At 58.0% G+C, this 21,598-nt stretch carries 17 protein-coding genes and 1 pseudogene; 11 read left to right on the top strand and 7 right to left on the bottom strand.

Annotated elements, in window-relative coordinates; translation table 11 throughout:
- Window positions 1–11: 11 nt before the first annotated feature.
- On the bottom strand, window positions 12–428 hold the full coding sequence (locus tag WC811_RS10535) for a hypothetical protein (RefSeq protein ID WP_372644136.1): 417 nt from the start codon (window positions 426–428) through the stop codon (window positions 12–14).
- A gap of 42 nt (window positions 429–470) precedes the next feature.
- Window positions 471–1,223 (bottom strand): SDR family oxidoreductase, encoded by a 753-nt coding sequence (locus WC811_RS10540; RefSeq protein WP_372644139.1) that lies wholly within the window; start codon window positions 1,221–1,223, stop codon window positions 471–473.
- Window positions 1,224–1,419: 196 nt separating this feature from the next.
- On the opposite strand from WC811_RS10540, the gene WC811_RS10545 reads away from it, so the two are divergent.
- Entirely contained in the window at window positions 1,420–2,997 is a 1,578-nt protein-coding gene (locus WC811_RS10545; RefSeq protein ID WP_372644141.1) for a winged helix-turn-helix domain-containing tetratricopeptide repeat protein, read from the top strand.
- 500 nt (window positions 2,998–3,497) lie between these two features.
- Here the strand turns inward: WC811_RS10545 and WC811_RS10550 are convergent.
- Window positions 3,498–4,109 (bottom strand): annotated as a pseudogene (locus tag WC811_RS10550) (tyrosine-type recombinase/integrase); the annotation flags it as partial.
- Between the two features lie 179 nt (window positions 4,110–4,288).
- On the opposite strand from WC811_RS10550, the gene WC811_RS10555 reads away from it, so the two are divergent.
- The 7 genes from WC811_RS10555 (at window position 4,289) to nikR (ending at window position 14,702) form a co-directional block, all read left to right on the top strand.
- Window positions 4,289–6,175, top strand: a complete 1,887-nt coding sequence (locus WC811_RS10555; RefSeq protein ID WP_372644144.1) for a putative bifunctional diguanylate cyclase/phosphodiesterase — start codon at window positions 4,289–4,291, stop codon at window positions 6,173–6,175.
- A gap of 186 nt (window positions 6,176–6,361) precedes the next feature.
- Window positions 6,362–9,088: an autotransporter outer membrane beta-barrel domain-containing protein gene (locus tag WC811_RS10560; RefSeq protein WP_372644147.1), complete on the top strand. Its 2,727-nt coding sequence runs from the start codon at window positions 6,362–6,364 to the stop codon at window positions 9,086–9,088.
- A gap of 546 nt (window positions 9,089–9,634) precedes the next feature.
- Window positions 9,635–10,618: an ABC transporter substrate-binding protein gene (locus tag WC811_RS10565; protein WP_372644150.1), complete on the top strand. Its 984-nt coding sequence runs from the start codon at window positions 9,635–9,637 to the stop codon at window positions 10,616–10,618.
- A gap of 139 nt (window positions 10,619–10,757) precedes the next feature.
- Complete coding sequence (locus WC811_RS10570; RefSeq protein WP_372644153.1) at window positions 10,758–11,651, top strand: ABC transporter permease; 894 nt, start codon at window positions 10,758–10,760, stop codon at window positions 11,649–11,651.
- Window positions 11,648–12,583, top strand: coding sequence for an ABC transporter ATP-binding protein (locus WC811_RS10575; protein ID WP_372644156.1), 936 nt, complete (start codon window positions 11,648–11,650; stop codon window positions 12,581–12,583). Before WC811_RS10570 ends, WC811_RS10575 begins: the two co-directional genes overlap by 4 nt.
- 90 nt (window positions 12,584–12,673) lie before the next feature.
- Window positions 12,674–14,056, top strand: a complete 1,383-nt coding sequence (gene glnT / locus WC811_RS10580) for a type III glutamate--ammonia ligase (RefSeq protein WP_372644159.1) — start codon at window positions 12,674–12,676, stop codon at window positions 14,054–14,056.
- Between the two features lie 94 nt (window positions 14,057–14,150).
- Window positions 14,151–14,702, top strand: a complete 552-nt coding sequence (gene nikR / locus WC811_RS10585) for a nickel-responsive transcriptional regulator NikR (RefSeq protein WP_372644162.1) — start codon at window positions 14,151–14,153, stop codon at window positions 14,700–14,702.
- A gap of 499 nt (window positions 14,703–15,201) precedes the next feature.
- Here nikR and WC811_RS10590 read toward each other — a convergent pair whose 3' ends face one another.
- A complete protein-coding gene (locus WC811_RS10590) occupies window positions 15,202–15,969 on the bottom strand; it encodes an intradiol ring-cleavage dioxygenase (RefSeq protein ID WP_372644165.1) in 768 nt (255 codons plus the stop codon).
- A gap of 444 nt (window positions 15,970–16,413) precedes the next feature.
- Window positions 16,414–17,049, bottom strand: a complete 636-nt coding sequence (locus WC811_RS10595; protein WP_372644168.1) for a hypothetical protein — start codon at window positions 17,047–17,049, stop codon at window positions 16,414–16,416.
- Between the two features lie 209 nt (window positions 17,050–17,258).
- Here WC811_RS10595 and WC811_RS10600 point away from each other — a divergent pair, with 209 nt between their 5' ends.
- Both WC811_RS10600 and WC811_RS10605 read left to right on the top strand, forming a co-directional pair.
- Window positions 17,259–17,996, top strand: a complete 738-nt coding sequence (locus WC811_RS10600; protein ID WP_372644171.1) for a response regulator — start codon at window positions 17,259–17,261, stop codon at window positions 17,994–17,996.
- Window positions 17,997–18,010: 14 nt separating this feature from the next.
- On the top strand, window positions 18,011–19,444 hold the full coding sequence (locus WC811_RS10605; RefSeq protein ID WP_372644174.1) for an ATP-binding protein: 1,434 nt from the start codon (window positions 18,011–18,013) through the stop codon (window positions 19,442–19,444).
- 32 nt (window positions 19,445–19,476) lie between these two features.
- Here WC811_RS10605 and WC811_RS10610 read toward each other — a convergent pair whose 3' ends face one another.
- Both WC811_RS10610 and WC811_RS10615 read right to left on the bottom strand, forming a co-directional pair.
- The gene (locus WC811_RS10610) at window positions 19,477–20,028 is read right to left on the bottom strand and encodes an NYN domain-containing protein (protein WP_372645757.1); all 552 of its coding nucleotides are present in this window, start codon (window positions 20,026–20,028) and stop codon (window positions 19,477–19,479) included.
- 217 nt (window positions 20,029–20,245) lie between these two features.
- Window positions 20,246–20,728 (bottom strand): HXXEE domain-containing protein, encoded by a 483-nt coding sequence (locus WC811_RS10615; RefSeq protein ID WP_372644177.1) that lies wholly within the window; start codon window positions 20,726–20,728, stop codon window positions 20,246–20,248.
- 148 nt (window positions 20,729–20,876) lie between these two features.
- On the opposite strand from WC811_RS10615, the gene WC811_RS10620 reads away from it, so the two are divergent.
- Window positions 20,877–21,422: a flavin reductase family protein gene (locus WC811_RS10620; RefSeq protein WP_372644181.1), complete on the top strand. Its 546-nt coding sequence runs from the start codon at window positions 20,877–20,879 to the stop codon at window positions 21,420–21,422.
- The last annotated feature ends 176 nt before the right edge of the window (window positions 21,423–21,598 follow it).

Below are 21,598 nucleotides of genomic sequence, written 5' to 3' on the forward strand. Positions count from 1 at the left end.
GTTCGTGCGTATTAGACGGCGGATGAGCCGGTCGACCGCCTCTCGGCGATTGCCCACATTGTGATCGAGAGACCCAGGATTGCGGGCAAGGTCACCGCCGGGAAATCGCGAGGAATGACGGAGGCAGAGCAGATGCCGACAGCAACTTCCCAGAAGTGGAAGAGCGCATGTCCCGCGAGCCACAGAGATGGGGCGGCCCACAAGAAGATGCGAAGATCAGGCTTCGCGACGCCCAAGAGAAATGCGGCGCCGATAAACAGGAAGATCAAGCCGATGCCGCGTAAGAAGTGCTGGTTGAACGGGCCTGTTGTTGTCACGCCGGGCACGGCAAAGTACCAATTCTCCGGCGCAACGAGCATGAAGATACCGTTTGCTATCGCCGCTGTTCCGAGCGCGAACGCGACGGCGAGCGAAATCGATCTCATCATATTGAATGACCTCTTTGCGAGATTGCACACCGTTGGAGCGCTTTAGGCGGCAGACCGAGCCCGTAGCCAATCGTCGAACCGATTTATTCCAAGGATCGGATTGTCACCGGGGGTGAGGGATTTGTCGTTGAGCTCGGTGCCAAAGTAGCGAGCATGAACATCGGCGATAACGCGCCGACCATCACCCGTTGCGGAGAGGTAGTGTCGCCCGATTTCGTCGAGAGGGATCTTCTCCGGTCCCGCTATCTCTACGAAGCCGTTGACCGGCTTTCCGACGGTCAGATCTGCCAGCGCTGCGGCCACATCATCAGAGGAAACCGGTTGCAGAAGGGCCGGCGATAAATGGACGTCGTTACCTTTGGTGGCGGACTGTGCGATCGCGCCGACGAATTCGAAAAACTGAGTGGACCGCAAAATCGTAAAGGGGATTTTTGCGGCTTTGATCAGGGATTCCTGCGCAACTTTGGCGCGGAGATAACCGCTCTCGGGGAGGCGATCTGCGCCGACCACTGACAATGCTATGTGATGGCTAACACCCGCTGCGGCCTCGGCTGCAAGAAGATTGCGTCCCGAAGTCTGGAAGAATTCGAGAACGGCGTTGTCTTCAAAGGATGGCGAATTAGCGACGTCGACGACAACCTGTGTCCCAGACATAGCCGCCGCTAGCCCCTCGCGGGTGAGGGCGTTGACGCCGGTGTTAGGCGAAGCGGCAATGGCATCGTGACCCTTTTTCCGCAAATGCGGGATGAGCTTCGAGCCTATAAGGCCCGTGCCCCCGATAACCACGATTTTCATCCAATATCTCCAATCTGAACGCCGCGGCCGAGCGGCGTCAGGAGAATGGGAGAGAGCTAATAAAACGTCTTTGTCGCTATCTTGAAAAACGCTTGGGATTACCTTGAAAAACTATCCAAGCAGGCTCTAAGGGTGTGGGCCGCAAGATTAGGGTCTGAGACAGACGTCATTTTGCCAATTCCAGTGGAGCCGGACGGTGCATTTTCTGTTTAAGGATTATGTTCTCGATCCCGAGCGTCGAGAATTGAAGCTGGCCTCCAGAGCGATACCGGTCGGCCCGCAGGTCTTCGATCTTCTTTTGTATCTCGTCCAGAACCGCGATCGGGTCGTCAGCAAGGACGACTTGCTTGAGGGCGTATGGGGCGGGCGCGTCGTGTCTGAATCAACTGTCACCAGCCACATCAACGCCGTCCGCAAAGCCATCGGCGACTCGGGCGAAAAGCAGGACCTCGTGAAGACCGTCCCTAGGAAAGGCTTCCGCTTCGTCGGCGATGTTAGGGAAACTCAACGCGTTAACGAGGCGGCCGTCTCGGCTTCGCAATCGAGGGACGCGGTGCGACCGTCGCCCGCTCCCCCAAACAAACCGTCGATCGCCGTTCTTCCGTTTCAGAGCATGTGCGGAGATCCGGAGCAGGCGTATTTCGTCGATGGTGTCGTCGAGGAAATCATTACGGCTTTGTCGCGCGTGCGCTGGCTGTTCGTCATCGCCCGAAACTCGAGCTTCGTTTATCGAGACTGCGGTTTCGATGTCAAACAAGTCGGAAACGAACTCGGCGTTGGATACGTGCTCGAAGGCAGCATGCGCAAATCTGCCGACCGCGTGCGTATAACCTGCCAGCTCATTGACGCAACAACAGGCGTGCAGCTCTGGGCGGAGCGATTTGAGGGAACAGTCGACGATATTTTCGAATTGCAGGATCGAATTGCGACGGGCGTGGTCGGCGCAATTGCGCCCCGTGTCGAACTAGCCGAAATCGAGCGCGCGAAGAACAAGCCTACAGGGAGCCTCGACGCTTACGATTTTTATCTGCGTGGTCTGGCTCATGTCCACCGGGGGACGCGCGAAGCGATCGACGAAGCTTTGCCTCTGTTCGCGAGAAGCATGGAGCTTGACCCAGAATACGCAACGGCCCATGCGATGGCGGCTTGGTGCTATTTCTGGCGCAAGGTCAACGGATGGAGCGCGGACCGCACATGGGAAACCTCTGAGGGCGCCCGATTGGCGCGGCTGGCCGTGGAACTTGGCCGAGATGATGCCGTCGCACTCACGCGAGGTGCGCATGCGTTGGCGCATCTTGCAGGCGATCTCGATTCCGGAATTGCACTCGTCGATAGAGCAAAGTTTCTCAATCCAAACCTTGCGGCGGTGTGGTTTCTTGGCGGCTTTCTTAGGACTTGGCAGGGCGAGCCCGATGATGCGATTGCTCATTTTGAGCGCGCCATGTCGCTTAACCCCCTTGATCCCGAACTTTATCGGATGCAGGCCGGAATCGGAATGGCGCATCTCTTCGCGCGTCGTATCGATGCTGCCTCCTATTGGGCAGAGCTTGCTTACGGAAACCTTCCGAGTTTTCTCGTGGCTGTGGCTCTCATCGCAGCGACCCGAGCGCTTTCGGGACGCAAAGACGAAGCGCGCGTGGCGATGAACCAACTTCGCGATCTGGATACAACGATCCGCGTCTCCAACCTCGCAGATTGGCTACCGATCCGACGGAGCGAAGATTTGGCGATATTTGGAGAGGGCTTGCGCATCGCGGGACTCCCGGAGCTGTGATCCAACAAACGCTCCGTCAGCGGTCGAATATCTCTTTTCTCTACTTTCCAAACGTTTCGACTCATAACGCCGGCCCCGATCTCCAATTCCTTCGAAGCTGGCGATCGGGCACCGGCCGCTTTGACTTAGAGTGTGGGATGGAGGTCGCAGACGGGGCTCACGTTCTCTAGGCGCAAGGCCACATCCAGCACCGTCGATTCCGCCAACTAGGAAGAGGCGATTTGGACGCCAATTGGAAGTCCGTCAGGGCTTGTTCCGAACCGCATCGACAGGGCCGGCATGCCGGTCAGGCAGAAGGGTGCAGTCGCACTCTGCACGTGGAATGGCGAAACCGTCTTGCCATCGACGACGAGCTACTTCAGTCCATGCTTAGTCGCTGGAAACAGAGTCACTGGACAGAGCAGCACATCGTATCGCTGGAAATAGCCGACGAACGTGTCGCGGAGGCGCTCCACCGCCTGATCGGCGGCGACGAGTCGGCTATCGGCGTGTCAGGTGTGTCAAGGATCAATTTGACATGACTGAAGTTCTGGGGCCTCGTGACCTGCGGTGATCTTCGCGAACTCAGGCCGGCTTTCCATCTGTTGAAGCTGCCAGAGGACGGTGCTGGCATCGGTCTGCTCCTGCACGGGCAGGCGGACTTCCGCGATTTCGATTGCATCATCGAGCTCGATCCCGAGGTAACGAACGGTGCTCTCAATTTCCGAATGCCCGAGAAGGATCTGGACCGCTCGCAGATTGCCGGTGCGCCGGTAGATCAACACTGCCTTCGTGCGTCGCGGCGAGTGCGTGCCGAACTTAGCCGGGTCGAAACCGACGCTAGCCGCCCAATTCTCTACAAGCCGGGCATATTGTCGAATGGTTAATCCACTTGAGCTATTGCCTCGACCGGCAAATAGAAACTGACGCGGCGTTCGTCCCGTCAGTCGCAGGTGCTCATCGATCGGCAGACGGGTCTGGTCGGTGAACTCGAAGCGCACTGGCCTGCCGGTCTTTTTCTGCCTGATGGTCGCGCGGTCCATTGTATAGCCGCTGGGCGCAACGTCATCGACGCGCACGGCTACCACCTCACAGCCACGCAGTTTCCTGTCAAAGGCGAGATTGAACAGGGCGAGGTCCGTTAATTCCCGCTAACCAAGGACCGGCCCCAGTTTTCGTTGAAGCGGTTTCACGCCAGGCCGCTTGCTTAACGAGATGACAGCGGCATCATCGGCATTGATCCGCGGAATTTTAGCTCGCCCTTACCCCATGGAGATATGTTCAGTCGATTAGAGGTCAGGATTTCAATCAAATGCGCACCGTCAAGAGGCGCGTCAATGCCGTACTGTCTAAAAGGAGAAGCGACGGTTCGCGGCTGTCCCAGAAGCCGGGAGATCATTTCAAAAGCGCGACGGAGCTGAAAGCGGCTCTCGAGGAGCTATCCAAGCGCGAGCAGGAGCTTAAACAGCTTAACGGCTGGTTCGATGTTGCCCTCAACAACATGGCTCGTGGGCTGTCGATGTTTGACTCCGAGCAGCGGTTGATCGTCTGCAATAAGGCTTATCAAGAACTTTACGAACTTCCTGATGCGCTCACCCAGCGGGGAACTTCGCTGGCTGACCTCGCGCGCTTCCACGACAAACGGGAAACCGGCAAAGACGGACCGGACGAGATTGCCCAACAACGAACTTGGGTCGAACATCACGCCGAAGAAATCGGCCGCGGCAAGACGTTCAGCCACGTCCAAAACTTGAAGAATGGGCGAGTTGTCCTGGTTACGATCAAGCCGTTACCCGATGGCGGCTGGGTCGATGTCCAGGAGGACATCACCGAACGGCGCAGGGCAGAACAACAAATCAGCTGGCTTGCCCACCACGACCCACTCACGGAAGTCGCGAACCGCACGCATTTTCGCCAAGCGTTGGATAACGCTTTGCTGAATCTGAGACCGACGACCGGGTTCGCGTTGCATTGGATAGATCTCGATAGATTTAAGGAGGTCAACGACACGCTGGGGCATCCGGCAGGCGATGCGCTTCTACAGAGCGTAGCAAAGCGTCTGCTGGCATCGGTGCGTGAGAGCGACGTGGTGGCGCGCCTGGGCGGCGACGAATTCATCGTGCTTCAGGCTGGCGTTGAAGAATGGAACACAGCGGAAGAGCTGGCGCAGCGGCTGCTGCGCACTATAAAAGAGGCACATTCCATTCTCGGTCAGATCGCCGTCACCGGCGCCAGCATTGGCATCGCTCTGGCTCCTCAACATGGACGCAACGCAGACGAACTCCTGCACGCCGCCGATGTGGCTCTCTATAGCGCGAAAAAAAACGGGCGAAATGGCTTCGCCTTTTACGAAGGCAGCCAACACGCCCGCTCGATCAACAGCTCGTTAGATCTGGATTTATGCCGCGCCGTCGATACCGGTCAGCTCGAACTTCTTTATCAACCGATTGTCGATTGGAAGGCTGCACGGGTTGTTGGCTTTGAAGCCTTGACGCGCTGGCATCACCCCGAACTCGGCACGATCTCTCCGTCCGAGTTCATTCCGATGGCGGAAGAGAGTGGCGCAATCGTGGAGATGGGCGGCTGGGCGCTGCGGCAGGCATGCGGTGAAGCGGTTAAATGGCCCTCATCCATGCGAGTCGCGGTGAACCTGTCGCCAGTGCAGTTCGAACGTGGAAACGTCTATCAGGCCGTGCTGAACGCGATCAACGAGTCGGGGCTCGATCCTCGTCGGCTGGAGCTGGAGATCACGGAAAGTGTTCTGCTCCGAGATGACGCCGATACGCATGACACGTTACTTAAACTCCGACGGCTCGGCGTACGCATGGCGCTCGACGACTTCGGAACTGCGTATGCGTCCCTCGGCTATCTGAGAAGCTTCCCTTTTGACAAAATCAAGATCGATCGCAGTTTTGTCCGCGACTTGGATTCGGCAAAGCGGAAGGACTGCGTCGCCATCGTTAGTGCGGTCGCTGCCCTCGCCCGGCAAATGCATATGCGGACCGTTGCGGAAGGGATCGAGACGATCGACCAAGCAGAAACACTTACCGGCGCCGGGTGCGACGAGCTTCAAGGGTTTTACTTTAGTCCCCCCGTCTCGGCGGAGGCGATCCCTGCGCTGATCGCTCGATGCACGTCACAATTGGAAGAGCGCTTGGCTCCGATCGACCTACACATTCCCACTGCAGCTGTAGCTTGATTCACACGAAGCGGGATCCGTCCGACGCAGGGCCGCCGATAGCTGCAGCTGTTTGCTGAGCGGAGATTTCATCCCCGCTATCCACAGATCTCCCCGATTGTGCAGCGCCGTTAACGCGTTTGTCGTCGAATCGAATCATCATACATTTCTGCAACTTACATACGTTCAGAACAGGAATTTTTCCCGATGATGGCGGGCATGGGCCGGGCTGGCGCGCGCGTATTGGATACTAAAAAGGGACAGTTACTCGCGGGCCTTTCCTGCGCCGTGCTGGCAACAGCCTTCGGACTGCCTACGCCGTCATCGGCAGGCAACTATACGGCAAGTACGGACGGCCAACTGCGCGCCGCCATCACTCAGGCCAATGCCGATCCCGATCCGAATGCGACGATCACCCTAACGGGAAGTTTTTCGACTTCCGCGATCAGCCTACCCACCGCCACAAAGCCGATCACCATCGACACCGGCGCGTTCATCCTTTCCGGCACCAGCGGCTCCGGAGCAAGCTCCGGCAGCCCAATCATCTTCACGGGCGCAGGCGGAGTGAGGACGTTAGCGGGCACGTTTGTTGGCGGCAGTGCCAACCTTGGGACTGGCGGAACTGGGGTGCAGATCCGTCTCGGGGCGTCGGTGACCAACAACGGACTCGTAGAGGGCGGAACGAGCACAGCAGGCTCTGGAGGGGCAGGCGTAGACTTAGGGGGCACGGGAACAGGCACCACTCTCGTCAACCATGGCACGATCCGCGGCGGGGCAGGGGCCACAGGAGGCGGCGTCGGAATCATCTTCCGAGCGGGCACCAATCCGATCGTTAATACCGGTACGATTGAAGGCGGAGCCGGAGCTTCGGCGATTACCTTGCAAACAGGCACCACCAATTACTCGATCACCAACAGCGGCACGATCCGCGCGGGCGCCGGTCAGTCCGGTGCCATCAGATGGACCGGAACAGCAACAACGGGCGCGCTAACACTTGAACTGCAGGCCAGCTCAGTGATCGACGGCAACGTTGTGGCCAACGCGGCTTCGGCGGCCGACGTCTTCCGCCTCGGCGGAACGGCCAATGATGTCTTCGACGTCTCGACGATCGGCTCTCAGTATCAGAACTTCGACAACTTTCAGAAGACTGGCACCAGCACTTGGGCTCTTGTCGGCACCGGCACCGCCACCACGGACTGGCAAATTCAGGATGGCACGCTGCAACTCGGTAACGGCGGCACCAGCGGCAGCGTGGTCGGCACAATCACCACCTCTGCGACGGGTACGCTTGCCTTCGACCGGTCCGATGCTTTGACGTTCGACAATCTCGTCCTCGGCACTGGCACCATCCGCCAGATCGGCAGCGGCACGACGACGATGACCGCAGATAATTCGGCTTTCGCGGGCACAACCTCGGTCGAGGCCGGCGCGCTTGCCGTCAACGGTATTCTCGGCGGCACATTGAATGTTCTATCGGGTGGCCGTCTGCAGGGCACAGGCCAGGTCGGAACCACGACGAACGTCGGCGTCATCGCGCCCGGTAACGGTTCTATCGGCACGTTAACCGTCGCCGGCGACTACACGGGCAATGGCGGCACACTTGCAATCGAGTCTGTGCTCGGCGGCGATGCTTCCGCCACCGACCGCCTCGTCGTCACCGGCAGCACGGCGGGCGCGACGCAAGTGGTCGTCAACAACCTCGGCGGGGCCGGCGGACAGACCGTTGCGGGTATCAAGGTTGTCGACGTCGAGGGGGCTTCGAACGGCACGTTCGCTCTGCGCGGCGATTACGTTTTTCACGGCGATCAAGCTGTTATCGGCGGCGCCTATGCTTACCGGCTCTATGAGGGAGGCGTTAGCACGCTATCGGATGGCGATTGGTATCTGCGATCCGCGTTGATCGATCCTGGCAGCTCGACGCCTTCGGACTCCCCGCCTGCACCGCTCTATCAGCCGGGCGTCGCGATCTATGAAAGCTACGCCAACGTATTGCAGACCTTCAATACGCTCGGCACGCTGCAACAGCGGACCGGCAACAGATCTTGGGGTGGCGCGAGCGGCAGCGATACCGGCACAGATCAGCCCGGCATGATCGAAGGCAATGGCGTTTGGGCGAGGATCGAAGGTTCGCACAGCAAGTTCGATCCGAAAACGTCGACGAGCGGCGCCGATTTCGATGCCGACTATTGGGATTTGCAGGCGGGCGTGGACGGCGTCTTGCTCGATGCCGCCGCTGGTCGGCTCATCGGTAGCTGGAATGCGCGCTATGGCACGATTTCCTCGGACATCAGTTCGATCTATGGCCTGGGCGGACTCAACTCAGACGGCTATGGCTTCGGCGGGACGCTGACTTGGTATGGCCGGGACGGCTTTTACGTGGATGGCCAAAGTAGCTTCACGCTCTACGACAGCAACCTGTCCTCCAATAGCGTCGGACGGCTGATTAAGGACGACGATGGCAGCGGTTATGCCTTCAGCCTCGAAGCCGGTCAGAATATCGCCGTCGCACCGCATTGGTCGCTCGTTCCGCAAGCCCAGCTCTCTTATTCGAAGGTCAGCTTCGACGGATTTAATGATCCATTCGGGGCACGAGTGACTCTCGACCACAGTGACGATCTCACCGGGCGCATAGGCTTAGCGCTCGACCACGTTGAATCCTGGAGAGATGGCGAAGGACGGATCTCTCGCGCCAAGCTCTATGGCATCAGCAATCTCTATTACGACTTCCTCGACGGCTCGAAGACGGACGTTTCCGGGGTCGCCTTTCGCAGTGAGAACGACGACCTCTGGGGCGGCTTAGGCGTCGGCGGTTCGCTCAATTGGGCGAATGATGCCTATTCGATCTACGGCGAAGTTTCCGGCAATACGAGTTTGAACAACTTCGGCGATAGCTACGCCGTTTCCGGCACCGGCGGCTTCAGGATGAAGTGGTGAGGGTGGTCATGTCTGCTTCTGGCCCATGACGTCGGATCGCGGACGTCTGCTCTATGGGTCTGAACGGCTGGGCAGGCAACAATGCTCATTGAGCGCGCCGAGATCAGTCACGATGTCTGCAAACTCTGCTTTGCGGACATTGAAGCGACGTCCGCAACTATACAAAAGCGGACTTCAGTGTGCGATGGCGCACGAGCGTCGGCGAGAAACGGGTATTATCCGCTAGCTGATTGAGAGCGGACGTAAATGCCCGAGACTTGCACGGTCGTTTTTGACCCCTCGCGGACAAGAGACCAAGGATTCTGACGTTGGGTACCAAGCGTCGGTCTCAGCACTGCGAAACCAACCATACTGTTTGCACCAGGCTTCAAGTGCGCGCTCTTGCGGCTTTGCGAGCGATGATTGGGCAAACTCAACAGAGCGCTATGATCTCTGTCCTCGCCAAGTGCCGGTGAAGACGCCTTTTCCGTGATGGCACGCCGCTTGCTAAGGACAGTATTACGAATCATGGCTTTCGTAATATCGGCCTTTTGCAGGAGGTTTGAAATGGCGCGTAGATTACGCATTCGTGAAGTGGCGGTGTTGGCGGTTTCCATGTTCGTCGGTTCCGCCAGCGCATGGGCCGATCCGCTGAAGATTGGTTACAGCGACTGGCCGGGTTGGGTCGCGTGGCAGGTCGCAATCGACAAGGGATGGTTCAAAGAAGCCGGCGTCGACGTCGATTTTGAATGGTTCGACTATGTACCTTCGATGGACGCGTTCTCCGCAGGTAAGATCGACGGCGTCACGGTGACGAACGGCGACGCGCTCGTCATGGGCGGTTCCGGCACCAAGAATATCATGATCATGCTGACGGATTATTCCAACGGTAATGACATGATCGTGGGCGTGCCGGGAATAAAGTCGCTCAAAGACTTGAAAGGCAAAAAGGTTGGCATTGAGGTCGGCTTCGTCGAGCATCTCTTGCTGCTCAACGGCCTCGAGAAGAATGGCATGACGGAATCGGATGTGACGCTCGTCAACACCAAGACAAACGAGACGCCGCAGACTCTGGCTTCCGGCGAAGTCTCCGCTATCGGCGCGTGGCAGCCGAATTCTGGCCAGGCGATGAAGCAGGTGCCTGGATCTGCTCCCGTCTATACGTCCGCGGATGAGCCCGGCCTTATCTACGACGTGATCGCCGTCAGTCCGACGAGCCTCGCGACGCGCAAAGCAGATTGGGAAAAGGTCATCAAGGTCTGGGACCGGGTTGTGAAATACATCAACGACCCGGCGACCGTCGATGACGCCGCCAAGATCATGGCAGCGCGCGTGGGTCTGAAGCCGGAGGAATACAAGCCTCTGATCGGCGGCACGAAGCTGCTGGACATTGCTGCCGCGAAGAAAGTTTTCGCCAAGGCCAAAGGTTTCGGATCGCTCTACGGATCGTCCGAAATCGCGAACGCCTTCAACTTGAAATACGCAGTTTACAAAGAAAAACTCGACGTCGACAGCTTTATCGATCCGTCGCTGACCAATGCGCAACCCTGATCTCGGACTGGTCACCGCTCCCGCCTTAAAGGCGGGAGCGGCGCCGCATGAAAGGCGGCCCGCGCGGAGCCGTGCGTGGTTCGCGGTTGGCCGGCGACTGTCGCCAGCGACAAATACAATCCTCGGGATCCTGTCGTTCGTGATCCCGGTGCTCCTGTGGTGCGTCGCGAGCTACGTGCCGTTCGTCTGGCATCCGCTAGTCACAGTCACTGATCCCGGCGGGGTCGGTTATTTCAAGCCAGGCATGCGAGTTGAACGCACCGAGTTTGACAAACAGGCGGTTGCGGCAGTTCAGGCCGGCCTCGCGCGTCCGGTGGGCAATCCCGCAAACCCGGTCTATCTGCCGGCCCCGCATGAAGTTGCCAACGCAATGATCACCGCGTTTTCAACGCCTCCGCAAACGCGTGATGGTCAATGGCTGCATCAGAGTCTCTGGCACAGCATCACCGTCATCTTCTGGGGCTTCCTTATTTCTTCGCTCATCGGTGTGCCGCTTGGAATTTTGTGTGGAGCTTACAATTCAATCTCGCGTCTCTTCGAACCATTCACAGAGTTCGTTCGCTATCTGCCTGCTCCGGCATTCGGCGCCCTAGCCGTTGCGATACTCGGTATCTACGACGGCCCGAAAATCGCTATCATCGTCATAGGCACGCTCTTTCAGCAGATCCTTATTATCGCCAACACAACGCGGAAGCTCGATTTCGGCCTCGTCGAAGCGGCTTTGACGCTCGGCGCCAAGGGGCGCTCGATCCTGACTCGCGTCGTGGTGCCGGGAATCTTGCCGGACCTTTACCGCGACCAACGCATTCTTCTCGGTTGGGCATGGACGTATCTGATCGTAGCGGAACTTATCGGCACGTCGACCGGCATTACCTGGTTCATCACTCAACAGGCGCGCTACCAACATTTCGACAACGTCTATGCCGCCATCATCATGATCGGACTCATCGGGCTCAGCGTCGACATGGCGCTCGCGTGGCTCGGCCGGCGTCTTTTTCCCTGGGATCAAGCAACAAAGGGGAACGAACGATGACATCCGAACCGAACGGGCTGCCGGTTCTCGGACAATCGCCCGCCGTGCGCGATCGCTTTCAGCGACTTAAGGCCCGTGACGTGATCCTCGACGTGCGCAATCTCAGCAAGACGTTCTCGGTCATGGGCAAGTCGACGACGGCGCTTCGCGACGTCAGCTTCAGGACGCACCGCCGCGAGTTTCTTTGTGTTGTCGGCGCGTCGGGCTGCGGAAAGTCAACGCTCATCCGCATCATCGCCGGTCTCGATCAACAGACGTCCGGCGAAATCCTTCTCGACGACAAGCCCGTCGTCGGCCCGGGCAGCGATCGCGGCATGGTTTTTCAGGGCTACACCCTCTTTCCGTGGCTGACGGTCAAAAAGAACGTCATGTTTGGACTGGAGATGGCCTATGACGGCAAGAAAGATCCGGAAATGGCCGCGTCGCAATGGCTCGACCTCGTCGGGCTTGCGAAATTCGCGAACCACTATCCGCATCAACTTTCAGGCGGCATGAAGCAGCGGGTCGCGATCGCTCGGGCCATCGCCAATCAACCACGCATCCTGCTGATGGACGAGCCGTTCGGTGCGCTCGACGCACAGACACGCGGCCGCATGCAGAAACACCTGATGGAGGTCTGGCGTAAGATCGACATCACCATCGTATTCGTCACCCACGATCTCGATGAAGCCATCCTGCTGGCGGATCGGATCCTCGTTTTGAAGCCGCATCCAGGTGAAGTGATTGAACTGATGGAAGTACCGGTGCCACGGACCCGGGCACCCGAGGATCTGGCGTCTCCGAGCTATGCCGCGACAAAGGCGAGGCTCGAAGCGCTGATTCACGGCAACGAAGGTCGCCACGGTGCGAACGCAGACACGCCGGCCGAAGCGGATGAGGAATCCTATCCGGCGCTCATCATGCTGACCGATGTCGCCGATACCATTGATTGAATGTGCGCCGCGGACAGCCGGTCCCGATGACCCGAGCGATAATCGCCGAATAGCAAGTTGTGATTCAGAAAAGAAAGGACCTAAGCCGTCATGGATACCCATGCCCCCGCCAGCAATGGCACGCCGAATATCGAGGAGACTTACAGGCGACTGAAGGAGCAAGGTGTAAAATATTGCATCGGAGCCTATGTCGATATTCACGGCGCGCCGAAGGGCAAGGTGGTGCCGATCGAGCACTTGAAGCACATGGCCCACGGATCGGAGCTTTATACCGGCTACGCGCTCGATGGGTTGGGGCAAGAGCCCAACGAAGACGAGTTCGCTTCCGTGCCGGATTTCCGGGGCGTTATCCAGCTTCCCTGGGAACCGAAGCTTGCATGGGCGCCTGCCGACCTGTCATTCCACGGCAAGCCCTACCCTCTGAGCACGCGCGTCGCGTTGCAGAACCAGCTAGCCAAGGCCGCAGAGTTGGGTTTTGGATTCAACCTTGGTATTGAATGCGAAATCTACTTACTGAAGAAGAATGCCGACGGCAGCCTGTCGATCCCGGATCCCGACGATAAACTCGGCAAGCCCTGCTATGACGTGCAGGGGTTCGTCAATGCTTTCAGCTGGCTCGACAAGGTCGCCTCGTGCATCAACGATCTTGGTTGGGATCTCTATTCGTTTGACCACGAAGACGCGAACGGACAGTTCGAATTCGATTTTACCTATTCCGACGCCCTCACCACCTGTGACCGGCTTACGTTCTTTCGCTTCATGGCAAAGCACTACGCCAAGGAGGAGGGACTTATCGCCACGACGATGCCGAAACCATTTGCCAACAGAACCGGCTGCGGCGCGCACTTCAATATGTCGCTGTCGGATCTGGCCAGTGGCGCCAACGTTTTCGCGTGCAAGCCGGGGGATGATCCTCGTGGCCTTGGCCTCACCGAAACCGGCTATCACTTTATTGGCGGTATTCTGCGTCACGGCCGCGCCCTTTGTGCGGCGTATGCGCCGACGGTCAATAGCTACAAACGTCTCGTGCGGCAGGGCGCCATGGGGACTTTCTCATGGGCGCCGGTGTTCAATTCGTATGGATCCAACAACCGCACGAACTCGCTGCGCGTCCCGATGGGCGGCGGCCGATGCGAGTCGAGGAATGCGGATGGCTCCGTCAATCCATATCTCGCAGCCACACTGGCCCTCGCCGCCGGTCTCGATGGCGTGCGCAATAAGATTGATCCCGGCAAACCAAACGAAGACAATCTCTACGCGATATCGGAAACGGAGCGGACGGCGAGAGGGATAGAATTCCTGCCACAAAGCCTCCAAGAAGCAGTCATCGCGTTTGCCGCGGACCCCTTTATCGAGGAAACGCTCGGCAAGGAGCTTCGCGACGAATTCATCAAGTACAAAACCGCAGAGTGGCAGGACTACCATCTCTCTATTAGCAGTTGGGAAACCGAACGTTATAGCCATCTCTTCTGAGGTGATAATTTCTGGCATGGTATTCTGAGCCCGCAAATCAAAAGCTGGCCCCGCGGCTGTGTCCGCGGAGCAAAATGTCCTGCCGGAGGATACGATGTCCGTAGAAAGCTCGAATAACCTCGTTGCGCGAATGAGCGTATCTTTGCCCGAGGAGCAGTTGGCGGAGCTCGACGTGGTCGTCAAGGCCCGTGGATTTGCGAGCAGATCGCAGGCCATTGGCGACATGCTTCACAACTGGCTCGTCGAGCACAAGCGCGAGTACGGTACCGATGTCATGGTCGGGACAGTGACCCTATTCTACGACAATTCCGTGCCGGGATTACAAAAGAGGCTGGCCGACCTGCAATACGAGAACATTGCGGAAGTGATCAGCTCGCTCCACGTCCACCTTGCAAACAATCAGACGCTCGAGGTTATCCTCGTCCAGGGGCCGGCAGTAAAACTTCAGGAAATTGCCGATGAGTTAAGCACGCTCCGCGGTGTCATCTCAGGTCGGATGCAATTGGTTGCGGCGATTATCCCGCAGCTGCATCCGCTTCCGGACGTACCCCTGCACATCAACAAGAGAAGCAAGAGTCCGGCGGATCGGAGCAACGGCGCCAAACAGCATGCGAAACGCAAATTCCGCCGACGGCGCTCCGGCTAGCTGATTACTGAGCCGGTCGTACGACGCCGCGATCCGCCGATACTGAATTTGATATCGCGCGTCGTCGCGGAGCGTTGAAATAACTCCCCCTGATGCGGACCAGGAAAGCAATTTGATACCGATCCTCGCGTCGCCTTAGCTCTCCGAGTGCATCCGAGATGATGCCATTCGCTATGAAGGAGCTGGAAGGGGCATGATCATGCCTCCTTTGCGTTAAACCCGGCAATGTTCGCTTATGGCCCATAGCTCCAGCGCGCGGACGACCGCTATCTGACGACCGCTGCCTTCGGGCCGCGTCGGAACTCTTCTGGTCACTCGATCCCAGTTGCAGACTTGAACGACATCGCCAGAGCAAGCGCTCCCGTCTGCTGTTGTCGTGCCGGCTGACACGTGAAAAGCCGATTTTTTCTCTTGACCTCCGATGAGGGCGCCCGGCCCAAAGCGGACAGAAGTCAGCCACCAATCGTACCGTTCCAGCATTTTGGCTTTTCAGTCACGGTCATAGACCGATCAGCTGCCGGAAGTACGGTCCCCACCCCATCGCACGTTTTGCCGCGTCGCCCGTGCGGTCCACCGCAATAATGAGCGACGCTACCAGCAAGTCAGGCTTATCCTTGACCGTGAAAATTATGCCGCCGCCTTCATGCTCTTCGGACTTGAAGATGAAATCGGAATTGTTATCGGTGTCCTGTTTGGGGCGAGCGGCGTATGGTTGGCGATCTCGATAAATGCGTGCGCTCAGCTCATTCTCAAAATAGATCTGACTGGTGACCAACGTGAGCGCATCGAGAAAAACTTTCACGTGAATATGCGGCGTACGTCCGGGATACCAACCAGGATAAATCGAGCGAAACGTGACCGTGCCGTCGGCACCGCTGATCTGAGTTCCACGTAGATAGGTATCGCTTTTTGTCGAGATGTCGTGATTGTCGCCCTGACTCGCATAACCCGAATAAATGCCCCGAGCATCTGCATGCCAGATATCGACACGCGCGCCGGATATCGGCGTGCATGGGCCGCTGTCGATGACTTTCAGGATCAGCTGCGTTGGCAAACCGGGGCGGCCTTCCGCAATGTCCGACCGCATTAGCCTCGGATCGAAATAGTACGGACCTTCGACCGCTTGGGGGAAGAGAGTGCAGAGGCCCTGCGGTTGCGCGGCGGGGGTTGTTTCCGCCCGGGCGGATGTCGGTTCGACGATCAGCCCGACGCCGGCTGTGCCTAACATCAATCCACGCAAAGCCTGACGGCGAGAAAGTTCATCCATTCGTGGGTCTCCCTAGTCTGGACCGCATTCCGGCGTTCCTGACTTCCCTTCGGAACTGCGTTTGTGAATCCCGAGTGGCTGCTTTGAGCGGCGCAACTTGCGTCGTAGTGCTATGGCGTACACGTACAGGGCAACAAACGCCCATGGATCGAGGTTTTTGATTTCTAGATATGTCTCCCGCCTGATCTCGCCCTTGACGACGAGGTATCTGGCTAGACGTTCGGTCGAATGATGCATCCGAGGCATACTCGAAACTATTTTCGTCGAACGCGTCACGGCGTGGCCGACGGAATAAGCAGGATCGCAAACAGAAAGACGGCGAGAGCCGCAGAAAAAAGTAGAAAGGCGAGCTCAAATAGCTTGTTCATTTTGGGTCTCACGTTTCTATTTCCTCAAGGTGCCGTGCGCAGAGGGACAGGAAACTGCGCGCTCGGCGTCTCCGCTTCATGGGTTGTGCGGCAGCGGCCTGTTGGAAAGGCATCCATCGGCAAAACCTGGGGGCGGCGGAGGGGCGAAATGCGGTGGAAATTCGCGGCGCGGTAGGCGCGCCTCAATGGCGGCGACTTTGCTCAGTTGGTCGGGGGTTAGTTTTGCGCGGAGAACCTCGATGGCTTTCTTTAGCGCGTCGGCTTTCTGAGCCCGCTCGATCGCTGTGTCTGCGAGTTGCATCGCGAGAGCGAACGATTTCGGCGGTTCCGCCGAAGGCGATTGGGATTCAGTCTTCGGAACCTGCGGCGGCTCAGTTATCGCCAGTAGCGCATCCGTAAAATCACGCCACTCATTGAGTTGCTCTGCTCGAATACCAATCTCGGTCTCTGCTTCGGCCAGCAATGCGGCGACGTGTTGCGGCTCCATTGGCGGGCGCGGCGGCCCAAATCGCGGACGGCCCTCCGGCCCAAAGCGAGGCCCAAATGGATCACCGCCGAATTGCGGCCCGAAGGGGCCGTGCGCGGACTCCTCGCTCGCGGCGGGGACTTGAGGCGATTGCGCTGCCGCATCCGACAAGGCCATCACCCCGAGAATAAGCGGCGACAGACATGCCGTGCCAATCCAAAACTTACGTGCGTTGCTCTTCGTCACGGACCTCTCCTTACGTGCATCGCCACTCCGACGATTACGAGGGTTGCCGCTAGGGCTCCGTCGTCGGTGGTGCCGTGTCTATCAAGGCGAAAGCCGTTTTGGATGAGCGTTAAGCGTCGAAGTGTAACCGTCCGTTACACAAACACCGTTGGCGGCGTGCGACTTGAGCCGTAAGAATGAGCGGCATTTAGCATTTCGAAGGTCACTGCTTGTCGGCGACACCTCACATTCTTATCGTTGATGACGATAAACAAATCCGAGCGAGCCTCGGCCGCTTTCTCGTTTCGAACGGCGTGCGCGTTACGGAAGCCGGGGGCGATGCCGCAATGTGGGCGTCGCTGGAAGTCGGGAAATTCGACCTCATCGTTCTCGATGTGATGATGCCGGGCGAAGACGGCTTGTCGCTCTGCCGTCGCCTGCGCGCAACGCGTTCGATACCCGTCGTGTTGCTCACGGCGATGTCGGCAGAGACGGATCGCATCATTGGACTCGAAATCGGAGCCGATGATTATGTTACGAAGCCGTTCAGCCCCCGTGAACTTCTCGCGCGCATTCGCGCCGTTCTCCGGCGCACGCAGGACACCGCATCGAGGGAAGAGCCGCCCTCGCACAGTCTTTACGAATTCGACGGATGGCGGCTCGACACCGTCCGGCGCATCCTCAGAAACCCGGAAGATGTACTTGTCGATTTGACAGCGGGCGAATTCGATTTGCTGCTCGCCTTCGTCGAAAGGCCGCAGCAGGTTCTGACCCGAAATCAACTCCTGGATTTGACGCGCGGGCGTGCGAGCGCGCCGTTCGATAGAAGCATCGACGTTCAATTGAGCCGGTTGAGGCGCAAGATCGAAAACGATCCGCAGCAACCAACCCTCATCAAGACAGTGCGCAGCGGCGGGTATATTTTCACCGCGCCCGTCGATGGTACCATGCAACGAAATCGCGCCTGAGCCCGGATCATCACATGCGGATATTCAGACTTGGGCTCAGCACGCGGATCGCGCTCACAATGCTGTTGGCGCTGCTTCTTATGGCAGGCTTAAATGCTGCCACCTTCTTTCTCCTCCCGCGCCCCGATGCCACCGTCTACAGCGCCCATTGGCTCATCTCGCACGTCAACGAAGCGGCGAAGGCCATTTTCGGTGCCGGTGTCGCGCAACGCCAAATTATCGCCGAACGACTCACAAACGAATCGAAGCTCGATATCAATTGGCAACCGAGCGCTCCGCCTCGGCCGCGCGATGAGAATCTGACCATTTATATGACGCGGCTTCAGAGTTCCCTCCGCGAGGCTCTGTCCGGAACCGCCAAAAGCATATCGATTGAGATGCGCGGTCGACCTCACGGGGGACCGGGCGACGAACCGCGCGAATTCGTTCCGGAAGGGTTTGACCGAGAGCTTCCGACCGGTCCGCTGACGTCCGTCGAACCCGACATTCCGATCTTCGATGGGTTCAGCATCGCTGTAGAAGGTCAGGATGGAAGTTGGATCCGCGTTGAACCTCACCGCCCTGAGTTCCTGACGCCCTTCCTCAGGCCACCTGTTATTACGGCGGTCGGCGCCATTATCCTGATTTCGGCCTTATCAATCTGGACAGCGAAGCGATCGCTGCGACCTATCGATCAACTTGTCGTTGCTGCGCAGCGCATCGGCATCGAACGCCAGGCGAGCCCCATCGATACGCGGGGTCTCGGCGACTTTGTCGTCATCGGTGATGCGATCAATGAAATGCAGAATCGCATCAAGGGCTTTATCGACGAACGGACGCAAATGCTCGCTGCGATCTCGCATGATTTGAGAACTTCGCTCACGCGTCTCAGACTGACCTCCGAAGAGCTCCCCGAAAGCGAAGCCAAAGACAGTCTCATCAAAAATATGGAAGAGATGGAGCAGATGGTTTCGGCGACACTCACATTCGCCGGCGACGATCTGAAACGAGAGCGATCCGAACGGGTAGACATCGCAGCTTTGCTCATCACGATCTGCGACAGCTTCTCAGACACGGGCGCGCGGACGGAGTACGCCGGCCCCGATCACCTGTTCGCCGTATGCCAGCCCATCGCGATAAAACGTGCCTTCGTAAATCTGGTCGACAATGCGATCAAATATGGCGGCTCGGCGCACATCGAACTACAGACAGTGCAGGACGCCATTCGGGTAGTGATAAAGGATGAGGGCCCGGGTATTCCGACCGAGCTGGTTGAACGAGCGTTTCGGCCCTTTAGCCGCCTCGAACAATCTCGGAGCCGCGAGACCGGTGGCGTCGGACTAGGGCTTGCGATCGCACGTGATATTGTTTCAGCGCATGGTGGCACGATCAATCTCGGTATGCGCCCCGAAGGGGGATTGGAGGCCCAATTGCGTTTGCCGATCGTTCAGACATCGGTAAGGGCATGACCACAAGGTAGGCTCAGGTATCCTCTGCTTTGCTATTCGCGTCGCGATCTGCCGCTATTCGCGCGGGCGATCTGGCCTGCGAGATCGGCGAGATCAATGAACTCATCGGCTTGACGCCGCAATTCGTCGGCTACCATCGGCGGCTGGGTCTGCAGCGTCGAGACGACGCTGACACGCTTGCCCTTCTGCTGAAGAGCTGCGACGAGGCAGCGGAAATCGCCATCGCCCGAAAAGATGACGATATGGTCGAGGCTGTCAGCGAGACGCATCGCATCGACCGTCAATTCGACCTCCATGTTCCCTTTGACTTTGCGCCGCCCGGCCGCGTCCGTGAATTCTTTCGTCGGCTTCGTCACCATCGCGAAGCCGTTGTAGTCGAGCCAATCGATCAGCGGACGGATCGACGAATATTCCTGCTCGTCCGCAAGCGCCGTATAATAAAGTGCCTTGAGCAATCGTCCCTTCTGGCCGAAGAAGAGAAGCAGCTGCTTATAGTCAACTTCGAATCCCAGAAACTTGGCTGTAATGTGTAGGCTGGCTCCATCGATGAAAAGCGCAATTCGCTCATTCGAGTTGAAGTGCATACGTCCTCTGGGCGGATCGATATTTACCGGCATCGGTATCTAAGTATGGAAGCGAGCGGCCCTGCGCATGTCACGCCTGTTTCGAATTGTAACGTAGTGTTTCCCATCGAAGCCGAGAGGCGCGCCGAGCGCTAAGGCGCTCGAGGGAAACCGGATGGGCTCAAGCATTGTGCGCATTTCCCGGACAAGATTGAAGTCAGTTCCGATGCTGACACAGTTACGGCTCGCGCCGCATCAGAGCCGGAAAAATCACGATTGGCCCAAGCGATAGAAACCCGCCAACCAAGACTGCCCCGACCACGGTTCCCACCCAAAAATCGAAAGCGGTCACTAGGTGCCCGCCGAGGCCATACCGCGCGAGCAAATAGAACACGACGAGATAAAGCAGGCTGGTCAAAAGCCCCGGCGAATAGGCAAGCTGCCGGATGGTCCAATAGAGATGCAACGTGAAGGCATGCGTGGCAAAACCTCCGATGAATATGATTGGCAGGATAACCCAGTGTCCGCCGAGACTTTCGAACATGACATTGCCGAGAGCGATAAGCCCAAGCAGCGCTGCGTTGAACCAGAAGAACATAATTGCGTGGTAAGAGGGCCAAAAGCTTCTCGCAATCCATGTAACGAACCCGCCGGCAATGAGCGTTTCATCGATGAGGTGAACGACATAAGCCCCGAAGAAAGCCCAAAATAGCAAATCCAAAAACGGCTAAGGCCCGTCCCCTTTCGACGGATTAACTTACTACATGGGCAGCGGTTTCACGGCGAATGGAGAATGAGGAGGGAATGGCGCGTCCCGAAAGACGCGCCACCAGGAGCTACCGCTCGGTCGAAGCATCACCGGTGCGCTGATGCTTACCAGCACCATCGTTCCGAGGCCCATCGCCTGGGTGACCACCGTATCAGTGGCTGGCGTGCGCAACGCCGCACCGTTCAGCTTCTTCAACGCCATGAGTCGGGATCCGGCGGTGCTTGCGGTGGGGATGATAGATGCCGCAGACGGACGCATGAAAGATACTGCGCAGAATATTGTCGATACGGGAGAGTTTGTCGTCAATCTTGTAACGCGAACTGCTGCTGAAGCGATGAGCTTGACATCCATCGATGCGCCGCCAGATGTCGACGAGATTCAACTTGCCAACCTTGAAACCAAACCATCCATCAAAGTGACGCCTGGGCGCATTGCCATCAGCCCGGTGTCTTTCGAATGCAAGCTTCACACGAAGATTGAATTATCAAACCAACTCATCGCCCTCGGCGAAATCGTCCATGCCCACATCGATGATATGATGATGCTTGTCCGGAAAAACATCACGTCGACACACCTCAGCTTGAACTCATATCCCGCCTGCACGGCAGTGGACGTTACGGAAATGCCGATACCGTTTTCAAGATAGCTCGGCCTGGCGCCTCGAACGCCTCCACGAAATCTTGATGCTGGGTATCCGAGAGGTCGATCGATAATGACGGCTCTAGCGAAGCCCCAACGCATCGATACGACTTCACGTCCGCCTGTCGCGTTCATGCGGGGCACCGTGCTTTGGGCAGAGCGTTGGGCTGCTCGACGTCGCAT

The organism is Hyphomicrobium sp. (assembly GCF_041659645.1).
In the GTDB taxonomy this organism is placed as follows: Bacteria; Pseudomonadota; Alphaproteobacteria; order Rhizobiales; family Hyphomicrobiaceae; genus Hyphomicrobium_B.

What these genes read in the sequence shown, in the direction of transcription:
- WC811_RS10535 (WP_372644136.1), bottom strand. Translation starts at nt 428, where the DNA reads ATGATGAGATCGATTTCGCTCGCCGTCGCGTTCGCGCTCGGAACAGCG.
- WC811_RS10540 (WP_372644139.1), bottom strand. Translation starts at nt 1,223, where the DNA reads ATGAAAATCGTGGTTATCGGGGGCACGGGCCTTATAGGCTCGAAGCTC.
- WC811_RS10555 (WP_372644144.1), top strand. Translation starts at nt 4,289, where the DNA reads ATGCGCACCGTCAAGAGGCGCGTCAATGCCGTACTGTCTAAAAGGAGA.
- WC811_RS10560 (WP_372644147.1), top strand. Translation starts at nt 6,362, where the DNA reads ATGATGGCGGGCATGGGCCGGGCTGGCGCGCGCGTATTGGATACTAAA.
- WC811_RS10565 (WP_372644150.1), top strand. Translation starts at nt 9,635, where the DNA reads ATGGCGCGTAGATTACGCATTCGTGAAGTGGCGGTGTTGGCGGTTTCC.
- WC811_RS10575 (WP_372644156.1), top strand. Translation starts at nt 11,648, where the DNA reads ATGACATCCGAACCGAACGGGCTGCCGGTTCTCGGACAATCGCCCGCC.
- glnT (WP_372644159.1), top strand. Translation starts at nt 12,674, where the DNA reads ATGGATACCCATGCCCCCGCCAGCAATGGCACGCCGAATATCGAGGAG.
- nikR (WP_372644162.1), top strand. Translation starts at nt 14,151, where the DNA reads ATGTCCGTAGAAAGCTCGAATAACCTCGTTGCGCGAATGAGCGTATCT.
- WC811_RS10590 (WP_372644165.1), bottom strand. Translation starts at nt 15,969, where the DNA reads ATGGATGAACTTTCTCGCCGTCAGGCTTTGCGTGGATTGATGTTAGGC.
- WC811_RS10605 (WP_372644174.1), top strand. Translation starts at nt 18,011, where the DNA reads ATGCGGATATTCAGACTTGGGCTCAGCACGCGGATCGCGCTCACAATG.
- WC811_RS10610 (WP_372645757.1), bottom strand. Translation starts at nt 20,028, where the DNA reads ATGCACTTCAACTCGAATGAGCGAATTGCGCTTTTCATCGATGGAGCC.
- WC811_RS10620 (WP_372644181.1), top strand. Translation starts at nt 20,877, where the DNA reads ATGCTTACCAGCACCATCGTTCCGAGGCCCATCGCCTGGGTGACCACC.